This window comes from Halalkalibacter sp. HAAS-P013 (assembly GCF_056619925.1).
On the sequence record NZ_JBWQTU010000015.1, the window covers coordinates 84,296 to 96,031 of the forward strand.

Genomic DNA, 11,736 nt, shown 5'->3' on the forward strand with positions numbered 1-11,736 from the left:
TACTAATTCGAGTATTCTATTTGTACGCCAAATGGTGTTAGGCTCACTATTCACCCGCGGAAAGCGAAGTGTATTATTAGACGGCTTAAATCATTTGTATTTGGTATTTGTTAATCGAATCATATTCCACGATAATTTCGGCAAAATACCAACTACCTTACCACTTTCCATATATGATTCTCCCTTATTATGTGGTTTTACTTGTTCCTTCCCTAATGTATTGGTTGCCTTTGGATCATCATTTTGTAATACTACATGTTCTTCTACTTCATACCCTTCAAATGAACGAGCATCTATATCCACTTGTAATGAATTTTCCATATGACGGTTTGTCGCAAAAATAACAACTTCATCTTTTTCTTCATTATATACGACAGATGAATCTAAAAAAGGGACATCAGTAAAGTCAATGCTGTCATATTTAGGTGAGTTAATTAATGGCTTAAGTGCCACTCCTCTACCATAAACAGAAGTGTAATAATAAGGATAGAATATGGTTTGCTTCCATACTCCTCCACCATTCTCTGTCATGATCGGAGCAATGACATTGACTAATTGCGCCATCGCTGCAATTTTTATTCGATCTGAATGGCGGATCATTGTATTTAACATACTCCCCACGAGAAGAGCATCCTCAAATGTATATACGTCTTCTAATTGAGGCGGTGCGATTGACCACGGTTCTATTTTTTTATCTTGGTCGTTGGAATGAAACCAGACATTCCACTCATCAAAACTTAAATTAATGGTTTTCTTACTCCGCTTTTTTGCTTTTATATAATCACAAGTCGAAATAACCGTTTGAATAAAACTTTCCATTTCCATTGAGTTAGCTAGAAAATTGGCTGTATCATTATTTCGATTACCATAATATTTATGCAAAGATATATAATCGGTATATTCATAGGTATGATCTAATGTTATTGCCTCCCACTCTGGAAAGGTAGGCATCCCCGAGCCTGAACTTCCACAACTTACCAATTCTATTGTAGGGTCTACTAAACGCATTGCTTTTGCTGTTTCTGCCGCTAGGCGACCATATTCAACGGCCGTCTTTTGCCCAATTTGCCATGACCCATCCATTTCATTTCCAAGACACCATGTTTTTATATTATGGGGTTCCTCATATCCATGTTGTTTTCGTAATTCACTCCATGCTGTACCACCAGGATGATTCGTATATTCCACTAGATTCCTAGCAGCATCTATGCCTCTAGTTCCTAGGTTAACTGCCATCATTACTTCCGCATTTGCTTTCTTTGTCCAATCTATAAATTCATTGGTACCAACTTGGTTCGTTTCAATAACACGCCAAGCCAATTCTAGTCTATGTGGACGATCCTCTTTTGGGCCAATACCATCTTCCCAATTATAAGCAGACACCATGTTTCCACCAGGATATCTAATAATAGGTACTTGTAATTCTTTCACTAAATCAATGACATCTTGTCTAAATCCTTGTTCATCAGCACTTGGATGTCCTGGTTCATAAATTCCACCATAAACAGCACGCCCGAGATGTTCAATAAATGAACCGTAGATGCGCTTATCAATTTTGGAAATTACAAAATCTTTATCAATTACCATTTTTGCTTTCGATAATTCTTTGCTCATTTTCCCTCAATCCTTTCTCAAGTACTTGCAATCTGCTATGTAAGATTGTTTTAAGAACTGCTTTCTCTACGTATTGAAAAAATTGCGCTAAAAACGGTTAAGCATTCACACTTTTTGTGTCGCTAGGGAAATAGCCTTTGCAGATAGAGCGCTTTCAATAAAAGGTGATCATTTTCCTGATTCCTCCTATCAGTTAAAACAAGTTGGCTTTCTTTTTCTTGTTAAAATGCTTTCATATTTACAATTAATACTGCAAAATCACAAACCTGATCAAAACTTCTTCTGTTCGCTCCCTTTAAATACACCTAGCCCCCTCCAATTGTTATAGTCTTTCTATTATAACAACAATGACTTTGTTCGTACATTGAATGAACTAAGTTTTTTGGCTTTCAAATCACATATTGAGCAAACACGAACGTTTATTTTTAATTGTTCTCTTTTATGAAAGCACTCGAATATATTGATGAACTACATTTTGCACATGACAATTTTGTATGCTCGAGGATTATACACATCTGTTGAGTCTTAGCAGTTTTTTTGTATATAGCAAAAAGAAGCAGGAGTCCCCCTGCTTCTTTTTCTTCCCTTTCGTTAGCTAGTTTTTAACACTAGCGGTTTCCCCTTTTGGTGATTTTTTTCTTTAATTTGATTTTTAAAGTAACTAATAATGATCGAGTAAACGGCAATGCTCATAATCGAATACATTCCGTTCAGTAATCCTAAATAATAGAAACCCGATAACACAACAACAAAGTCAAATACGAAATTCACTTTCCCTGGGTCCCAGTCTAATTTTTTCTGCAAGTATAATGCAAGGATATTCGCTCCGCCCAATGAAGAGCCGTTTAAAAACAACGTCGACAAACCGAACCCAATCAAAACACTTCCTAGCACCCCTCCAAAGAAAGGTGTAAGTGTCATCTCTGGTAATAAATAACTAAAGTACGTCATCGTTGATAGCATCGATACTGATAAAATGGTGGATAACGTAAAGTTCCACCCCATCGTTATTACAGAAAAAACATAAAAAGGAATGTTAATGAGAAAGAACAACAAATAAAATGGCAACCCAAATATATAGGAAGAGCTTAAAGCTAATCCTGCTGTTCCACCTGTAACGATTTGCGATTGTCCCAAAATCGTGACACCAATGGCTGTTAACAAGCAACCGAATAGTAAAAAGATAAAATGCTTCATAACTTCCTCCTTTTCAATCCATCTACTTCTTTAGAAATAGTGTAAAAAAAATCGGTTTTCTTTTATATAACAAAGCGAACCCTTTCATTGGTTTATCTTTACACTTTTTATGAAGTTCTTTCCTTTTTCCTTCACAATGTAAAAAGGAGTTTCATTGCAAAAAGAACTGGCTATGTGGCACCATTCCACATAACCAGTTCTTTTTAACCTTTAAAAATAGGTTTTACGATCTTATCTTTAATAGGTGACCTTATGACAATCGATGAATTGATCTTTCCATAACCAGTAAACTCCTCAATTAAGCTACTTAAATGAGCCATATCACTTACAGCGGCTTTTAATAAATAGTTTACTTGCCCCGTTAAACAATGGCACTCGATAATATCAGGATGTTCAATGACTAGGTTTTCAAACTTTTCAAAAGAGAGATTGATCTCACTTACTTGGATGAATAAAATAACATCTCGGCCTATCGCAGAGTGGTTAACCTTTGCACTTATTTTATCTATGACTCCACGCTCGATCAATCGATTATAACGTTCCGTCACACTTGGCCGACTAAGTGACAGCTCCTTTGATAAGTCACTAAAGCTTTTTCTGCCATCCCTTTGTAGGATCGTAAGGAGCTGAATATCTGTATAATCCATTCATCCACCTTCTTTTCTTTTTCTTTAATATTAGGGGCCCCATGCTAAACCATATGAATTCATAATACCACGAATAGATACTCGACCTTGTAACGGAGAAATTATTGCTTATAACCCAGGAGAGTTGCTTGATAATTTATGTCTCACTTATTGGGTTCAGTTCAAACCTGTCCGTATACCTTCTCCCCTCGTATGTACGTTTCGACTACGTTTATTTTATCAATATCCTCGTATCGTTCATGTAAAATATCCTTATCCAATATAATAAAGTCTGCATCATACCCTTTCTTTAATTGCCCTATTTTCGGAATACGGGTAATAACTTGTGCTTTTCTTGTATATAAATCAATGCATTCTTCAATTGAAAGGCACTCATTTACGTTAAACTTGTCACCAGTATAGGCTGTTCTTGTAACAGCTGCTTTTATTCCCAGAAATGGATTTGAAGTATCCTGCCATGACGTTGCAGGTGCATCTGAAGAAAAACTCATCACCGCTCCTAGTTCCAACATTGTTTTAAACGGATAAGAACGATCTGTTCTATCCTTCCCTAGATTAGCAATATAGCTATCATATTCTGCAAATACAAATAGCGGTTGTGTCACAAACCCGATTCCAGCTTTAATAGCTCGAAGTAACATCTCCCTTGTTGGAAAAGCCACGTGCTCAATGCGAATGGAAGGGGCATCCTTTATCCAAGGGTCCACATTCCAAAAGGTATCTACTATTTGTTCAATTGCCCGTTCCCCCATTGCGTGAATGACTAATTGGACACGATATTTCTTTGCTGATCTGGCCGCATCAAGCAATTCTCTAACAGAAGTTGTAGACAATCCATAATTACTATCTTCATTTAAATAGGGAGAAGCCATCCATGCCGTTTTTCCTGAAACACTCCCATCTCCAAAAAGTTTTATTCCCCCTACCTGTAAACAAGGGTAAGGTTCTTCAGCACTTTCGCTAATTTTTTCCGGGAATTCTTTAAGCCGATCCCACAAATAGTAAAGCATGGTCTTTTGTTTATACCCTAGATCGAACGCCTTTTTAAAAAGATTGTAATCTATCGTTGGATCTGCCATTAACTCGGTTGTTGCAGTAATTCCTTGTGACAGTAATTTATGACTTAACTTTGCTAGCAAGGCTGCTTTTTCGTGCTCCGATCTCCTTGGCATCACTTGAAAAATGAGGTCTCTAGCTGTCTCCTTAAAAACTCCCGTTAACTCTCCGTCCTCTCGCTTCTCAATTTCACCTCCATATGGCGAAACGGTATCTGAGTTCACTCCCGCTAACTTCATCGCCATGCTATTAGCCACTATAATATGCGTACAAGTTCTTGTCAGAATAATCGGGATATCTGAAGAAACATCATCCAGGTCCCATCTGGTCGGCGTCCTTTTCTCCTCTAGTTTAGCTTCGTCATACCCCCAGCCACTTATCCAATTGGTGCGATCTTCTTTTGCTAGATTCGTAAATTGTTCTTGGACTTTTCTTTTAATATCTTGAATGGAATAAACATTAGGGGGGCCACAATAGATTTGCTCATCCACTTCGGCTAACATGAGAGGGTGCATATGTGCATCAACCATACCTGGTAACACCCTCTGCCCTTTCAAATCAATCTGTTTTTCATATGGCTCCACCCCAATCTCATTACGAAAGTCGCCAATGTATGTAATCATCCCATCTTCGACAACCATAGCTTCAGCGTATAATTGTTCGGGATTAGAAGTATAAATGAGGCCGTTATAAAATAGAGTTTTCATGCTTTGCTCCTTCCTATTAATCTAGAAGTTTTGACTTTAGTTTACTATAAGTTCCAAAATTTTTTTATAAAAATCACTTTTAACTTCAATACTTCATACTGAAATCCTTAATAACCATCCCTACAAGAAAAGCTACCTAACACCCATTCAGGCATTAGATAGCTCCCATTCAACTGACCATTTTCTCTGCAGTTACATAGTCATCCTTATTGTCATCATTTTTAGCAGAACTAAAAAATAATCCGATCACACCACCAACAATAGCTGGAACAACCCATCCTAATCCAACTGTGTACAAAGGAAGGAACGTGGTAAACAGATGATCAACGAACTCAATTTGAAGACCCGCTGCCTTCAACCCTTCAAATAAACTAACAATAAATGTGAACAAAATACTTATCTGATAAACTTTCGTCTTCCCTTTGAAAAGAGGATGCAAAAATGTAAGTACTAATAAACACATCGCTAATGGATACAGCATGTATAACACAGGCACAGAAACACTGATTAGTGTTGACAAGCCAATATTTGAAATCACCGCACTAAATACAGTAAACACAACCGCCCATTTTTTATAAGACATCGCAGGTACAATCTTAGTAAAATACGAAGCACAAGCTGTGATTAATCCGATACTTGTTGTTAAACAAGCAGCAATCACAATAAAGCCTAATACGACCTTACCAAACGGTCCAAAATAATAATGGGAAACACTAGCTAAAATCGCGCCTCCATTCTCAAGATGACCTAGTTCGCTCACACTACTTGCCCCTATAAATGTAAGAGAAGAATAAATCACTGCAAGTAACGCCCCAGCAATAACAGCGACTTTCAAAGTAGAAACCATAAGGTCCTTTTTCGTCGTAATCCCTCTGTCCTTCATGATGTTTACAATCACAATCCCAAAGACAAAAGCACCTAATACATCCATCGTTAAGTAGCCCTCTTGGAACCCTTTGAAAAAGCTATTGGCCATAAATGAATCAACAGGTGCTTGAACCGGTCCGATTGGATTGACAAAGGAAGCTACGATCAGGATCCCAATGAAAATCAATAATACTGGTGTTAGAAATTTCCCAATAATATAAACTAGCTTACTAGATTGCAAAGAGAAAAATAACGAAACCCCAAAGAATACAATCGTAAACAGAAACAATGGCAAAAAGCTGTCAGGATTACTTAAAAATGGCCTGATCCCCATTTCAAATGAAACCGTATTCGTTCTCGGTATCGCAAAAAGTGGCCCGATCGCTAAATACAAAGCAACCGTAAAAACGATGGCGTACACCGGGTGTACACGACTGGCTAATGATTGCAAATCACTTTTTCCTGAGAATGCCATAGCCATAATTGCCAAAATCGGCAACCCAACCCCAGTTACAATAAAACCGACATTAGCTGCAAGGATATTCTCTCCAGCCATTTGACCAAGCATCGCTGGAAAAATTAAATTCCCAGCTCCAAAAAATAAAGCAAACAACATAAATCCTACTGCAATAAAAGTTGTGAATGAAACTCTTGACGACACGTTCTCTTCCTCCTACTATTTCGCCGCTTTGACCACAGCTGTTACCGAAAAAACCATTTTATGAAATTTTGGCTTTTATCAAAAAACTTAGACTGCACGAATCTTTTTTGAAAGACACGAAGAATAATATATCACAATAAAATAATGAAAAGCAATATATTTTCTGAAACTTCTATCTTCCCTCGACTTAGTTAAAAAGACTCCTTAAAAGAGCTATTCCCCCTTTCAGAAGTCCACATATTAAATGAAGAAGACCTTTTTACCTAATGGCCGCAAGATCAAACTTATGACACATATTACTTTGTTAGCTTTAAAATCCATTCTTTCAAATCGACCATGCGAAAATAATTAGGTTTCGTTTCTGTCCCAGTAACTAGCATTGGAACTAATGAATCGTTTTTATGAAACCCTCCATGACTAGCGCCCCCAGCATGAGAAGGTGTAACTTCTCCTCTTAACTCATGCCCAGGCTTGGCAGATATAACTACAAAGTCTCCTTCATGAGAATGTAAAGTACTATGAATTCTTTTCAGAGCATCAGGAAAATCACCGAAAGTAATACGATTTTCTGTTAGAGTTAAGTCAAGAATCGAGTAATCCCCTCTAACCTCCCAGAACTGATCGAATTCATCTTTTACGTTTCCGCCCTCTTTAAATTGGAAACTTTCTCTTTTGTCACCTGAAATGACATGAATCCATTCATCTACTTTCCAAGATATTAGATCGAGGCGTTCGTCTCTTTTCAATTTCTCAACAATCTCTGTTAGTGGTACCTTGTCTGTATCTAATGAATAGATAAAACATGACCTCAAATTGTTTGCTAAAACTACTTGATCTTCTTTTCGCACGCCTCTACTCAATTTTGTAACCTTTAATGGCTGTAATAATTCTCTTAGGTCAACAAAAGCTTGTTTTCGATCATCTTTTATGCCGGATTGACCATTATCCCCAATTAAAATCCAAATGTGTTGATCAAGAGCCTCTTCCCATGTCGGAAACGAGTCTAAGATTGTCTGCAAGTTTTTATCCATTTCCTTAATCCCCTTCGTATCCATAGGGCCATGTTTATGAACGTTCTTATCATGATCAGGGAGATAGATAAGGGAAAAATCAGGAATATCTTGATTACTGACTAAATGGGTAAATTCTTGAGCCGCGAATTTATTATTAAAGCCATACTTGTGCCAAATACCGCTGTATTTCCCATTAGGATTCAGCCTAGATAAACATCCATAGGTATATTTTGTCGCAGATCTTGTATCAATTCGCTTCTTGATCGGAACAAAATAACGAATCAATCCAGGAATTGTTAGCTGGTGAGGAACGTTTCCTCTATTTACAAGCGGGTTAATAGAAGCAGATTTTTTCCCTTGTTCGTATAGTTCCTCGTGAATGGTTTTTACTTTTGTATTTAAATGTTCATTATTTAATCGGTAAAGAGTATCCCTCAAGCATTTACTAAGTCCAAGTTTTATTTGATCGAAAAAGTGCGTTCCATAATTAATAATTCTATTTTCCTTTTTGCTGTACCATGTAAGAGCTGGGATTCGATGTTGATCCGAATACTGTCCTGTTAGCAATGTACTTTCCACATTTACTGACATTGTAGGGAAAGGGGCAACGACGCTTGAATAATATTTCCCATGTTCCATGAAGTATGTAAAAGCAGGTAGAGTTTCCTCTTTTAGTGCCATCTGTAATGGTTTATCCATCAATGTATCAAGCATAACCATGATAACTGGCTTACCCGAAGTAGTAATTGAAATCACCCCTTATCATTTCTATTAAATAGAAACCACTGTTTATCTTTAGTATGCAAAAAAATTGCAGCAACTATCACTAAATAACATATAATATCTTAATTTCTTAATAAGTGGGTGAATGTATGTATTATTATCCTTATCGTCAAGATTGGGCTTCTGTTATAGAAGTGTTAGACCAAAGTTTATCTGCAGAAAAAATGGTTTGTTCCATGACTACACAATTATTTCACATTCCAACTACTCAAAATCTAAAAGGAAATCCCGAAATGCATGAGCATCTTGTCCCTGCCTCTTACCATCGAGTAACAGCGGTAGGTTCTGCCCAACGATTACAAAATGGTGAGTATCATGATTCAATAATTGCTACGTTGATTTCATGTGTAACAAGTGCGCTTAGAGAAGATCAAGAAGTAATGAGATGGTTACAAGTAATGAGAGACAACGCTCCTAATGAATTTAAACCTTTTATTCAAAATAGTATTAGTTGGCAACAACAAACTGAACAAAGTATGTCCACTGCTCAACAGCTTTTAAGACAAATGGGATTTGAAACTCAAAACCAAAATAATCAATATGCTTATTAGAAGAGGATAAATCCCCAACCTAAATTTAGGTAGGGGATTTACTTGTACAACCAATGAAAGCTATTGGTTGATTTCACTGGGTGATTTTTATTCTTGAGATTTCACTAGAAGTGCTGAAATCCAAATCCTCCAACTTCCCGATCAGCTATTTGAAGATGATGTTTGTTCTTCAGCCCTTCCTTCCATATGTAGTGAAACCACCTTCTAATTTTTATGCGGCACCTACCTTACACGTCCTGCCTCGCTATTTCAACTCTCGATTACTTTTTCATCTTTGAATGAATCCCTAACTAATTTAGCTCTTGGATCTCTTCCTCCAATTTATCGTACAAGCTGGATAACAACGGGCTATAATGACTTATAATTTTCTTATAGATTAGTTTGGCTTCTTCCTCATCATAAAGGTGAGAGGTTTTATTACGATCTACCATCATATCTATCCATTGTTCCCCGTCTTCAACCAAGCCGTATTTAAATGCTTCTCTTATCGTTGCCCTAGGACTTTTAATTTCAGTCATTCCTGTATATTCTAAGAACATTTTCATTAACTTCCAGCTTAATTCAAACGTAAACTCAAATCGCTGGATCACACCATCGAATATAATATCAGATTCTATTTGTATTTTTGTAGCTTCATGAAGTCTAGTACTCGCACGTTTGTAATCACTAAGCTTTTCGTTGAGCCTTTCCTTGTTCATATATAACCACACCTTCTTTCCTAATATTGGAAATTAATTTTTCCTTAGTTAGACGATCCATAAAAACAATATCAATTTTTAATGGAGTGGGCATTTCATAAATAGCTTGTTCTATTAAATTTTGCTGAGTATGAGAAATTTCTTTTGTAATAATAGCTAAATCAATGTCAGAGGAGCTATGGTAATCACCTCTTGCTCTTGAACCAAACAATAAAATTTTATCTACGTAATTATTTTTCAAGCAAAAACTATGTAATTCATCTATAAAACGTTTGGATATTCCTGTTTCGTTCCATTGAGGGTAAATCACGTTTTTTCACCTCAATCCTCTAAATTGGTTTATAATAATTTTAACATAAATACCAATATATTTCGTTTAAGTTGTTCTTTACTTAAGAGACTGTATAACACTTCTTATTGTTAAAACCGTCTAACAATTGGAAGTGCTTTTCTTTTTAACATTTCCCCATTTTCTCCTTAACCTCATTATGAGATACGAAATTTCCGTTTACAATCGATGCAGACCTTTTCTACTTTCTCAGTATAGTAGTTCTTTCATTATTTCCCTCTAAAGTTACTTTATATAGTAAAATCCTCAATAACTACATTTACTTCTTCTCTAGTCTACATTTCTATAAACGATTGTAAATCAATATATATCTAAATTCATATTACAAAGAGCAAGACTGAAACGGTTCAAACCAAAAGAACTTCAGTGCCTTAAAGTATAAATTTATGCACATAAGATAACACAACCCGACTGATTGTGTTTAATCGCCTGGTAACGTCCTGGCTCGCTATTTCTCCTTTACGGGGATGAAGAACTTCGAAGCGTCTCATGTTCTGTTACGAAGAGAAACAGCTCGCATTCACTCCTTTTCTTCTACTAGGAAGACATGATGTTTTTCTGTGAGGCATAATCATGTTGTTGTTTATAGAAGTACCTCACGTTGCGTTACGATGAGAAAGGATTCATCTCACAAGGACATGAAGTAACCATCGGCCTACTTGAAGAAGATGTTGCTCCTCCGGGCGTTCTACTAACATGCAGCTTAGATCACCACTCCAATTTCTATGCGGAGCGTGCCCTGCCTGGCAACGTCCTGGCTCACCCTTTCTCTTCTACGGGGTTGATGGGCATGGAGTTTCTCATAGAAGTTCCCCATGTTGTCTTACGAAGAGAAACGGCTCGTCTCACAGGGGGACATGGAGTAGCTCAAGAAGTTTATTCACGTTGTAACCATCGACCTACTCCAGGAAGATGGTGTTCCTTCAGACGCTCTACCGACAGGCGGCTTCATCCCTTCATCTCTCCTATTTCTATGCGGTGCGTTCCCGCCTGGCAACGTCCTGGCTCACCCTTTCTCTTCTACGGGGTTGATTATTCATGGAGTTATTCTTAGAAGTAATTCACGTTGTATTACGAAGAGAAAGGGTTCGTCTCACAGGGGGACATGGAGTATTTCGAGAAGCTTACTCATGTTGTAACCATCGGCCTATTCGAGGAAGATGTTGCTCCTTCGGACCAAAAGCTCTTCAGCGCCTTGAGCATTCTGTTTATGCATACTAAAAAAGACAATCCATTGGATTGTCTTTTATCTGCCTGGCAACGTCCTACTCTCACAGGGGGAAGCCCCCAACTACCATTGGCGCAAAAGAGCTTAACGACCGTGTTCGGCATGGGAACGGGTGTGACCTCTTCGCTATCGCCACCAGACTAATATATAGGCCATTTTCTAGAAAATGGCTTGAACATCGGATTCTCTATCAGAGTATCTTAGTTCACATTTGAGATGGTTCTCTCAAAACTAGATAATGCGTTATAGAAACGTATCAAGATTCATGTATTGGATAAGTCCTCGACCGATTAGTATCTGTCAGCTCCACGTGTCGCCACGCTTCCACACCAGACCTATCAACCTCATCATCTCTAAGGGGTCTT

The 11,736-nt window shown here is 37.4% G+C and carries 9 protein-coding genes and 2 rRNA genes; 1 reads left to right on the plus strand and 10 read right to left on the minus strand.

Going from position 1 to position 11,736, the window contains the following annotated elements; translation table 11 throughout:
- Positions 1 to 90 precede the first annotated feature (90 nt).
- The 6 genes from arfA to AC1FXP_RS19060 form a co-directional block, all read right to left on the minus strand.
- Entirely contained in the window at positions 91 to 1,614 is a 1,524-nt protein-coding gene (gene arfA, locus AC1FXP_RS19035) for an arabinosylfuranosidase ArfA (protein ID WP_480063569.1), read from the minus strand.
- A 591-nt stretch (positions 1,615 to 2,205) separates the two neighbouring features.
- A complete protein-coding gene (locus AC1FXP_RS19040; protein ID WP_480063570.1) occupies positions 2,206 to 2,811 on the minus strand; it encodes a YitT family protein in 606 nt (201 codons plus the stop codon).
- Between the two features lie 203 nt (positions 2,812 to 3,014).
- Positions 3,015 to 3,458 (minus strand): Lrp/AsnC family transcriptional regulator, encoded by a 444-nt coding sequence (locus AC1FXP_RS19045; RefSeq protein ID WP_480063571.1) that lies wholly within the window; start codon positions 3,456 to 3,458, stop codon positions 3,015 to 3,017.
- Positions 3,459 to 3,619: 161 nt separating this feature from the next.
- Positions 3,620 to 5,221, minus strand: coding sequence for an amidohydrolase (locus tag AC1FXP_RS19050; RefSeq protein ID WP_480063572.1), 1,602 nt, complete (start codon positions 5,219 to 5,221; stop codon positions 3,620 to 3,622).
- 169 nt (positions 5,222 to 5,390) lie between these two features.
- A complete protein-coding gene (brnQ, locus tag AC1FXP_RS19055) occupies positions 5,391 to 6,749 on the minus strand; it encodes a branched-chain amino acid transport system II carrier protein (RefSeq protein WP_480063573.1) in 1,359 nt (452 codons plus the stop codon).
- Between the two features lie 296 nt (positions 6,750 to 7,045).
- Positions 7,046 to 8,518, minus strand: a complete 1,473-nt coding sequence (locus tag AC1FXP_RS19060; RefSeq protein WP_480063574.1) for an alkaline phosphatase family protein — start codon at positions 8,516 to 8,518, stop codon at positions 7,046 to 7,048.
- A gap of 116 nt (positions 8,519 to 8,634) precedes the next feature.
- Between AC1FXP_RS19060 and AC1FXP_RS19065 the strand changes: the two genes are divergently transcribed.
- Positions 8,635 to 9,096 (plus strand): hypothetical protein, encoded by a 462-nt coding sequence (locus AC1FXP_RS19065; protein ID WP_480063575.1) that lies wholly within the window; start codon positions 8,635 to 8,637, stop codon positions 9,094 to 9,096.
- A gap of 290 nt (positions 9,097 to 9,386) precedes the next feature.
- Here the strand turns inward: AC1FXP_RS19065 and AC1FXP_RS19070 are convergent, their stop codons facing one another.
- From AC1FXP_RS19070 to AC1FXP_RS19085, 4 genes are all read right to left on the minus strand, one after another.
- Positions 9,387 to 9,794 carry a nucleotidyltransferase substrate binding protein gene (locus AC1FXP_RS19070; RefSeq protein WP_480063576.1) on the minus strand — a complete coding sequence of 136 codons (408 nt, stop codon included), beginning with the start codon at positions 9,792 to 9,794 and terminating at the stop codon, positions 9,387 to 9,389.
- Positions 9,763 to 10,104 carry a nucleotidyltransferase domain-containing protein gene (locus tag AC1FXP_RS19075; protein ID WP_480063577.1) on the minus strand — a complete coding sequence of 114 codons (342 nt, stop codon included), beginning with the start codon at positions 10,102 to 10,104 and terminating at the stop codon, positions 9,763 to 9,765. The genes AC1FXP_RS19070 and AC1FXP_RS19075 overlap by 32 nt, the downstream gene beginning before the upstream one ends.
- A 1,291-nt stretch (positions 10,105 to 11,395) precedes the next feature.
- Positions 11,396 to 11,511: ribosomal RNA gene (rrf, locus tag AC1FXP_RS19080) — 5S ribosomal RNA — on the minus strand.
- A gap of 130 nt (positions 11,512 to 11,641) precedes the next feature.
- A 23S ribosomal RNA gene (locus AC1FXP_RS19085) occupies positions 11,642 to 11,736 on the minus strand; the annotation flags it as partial.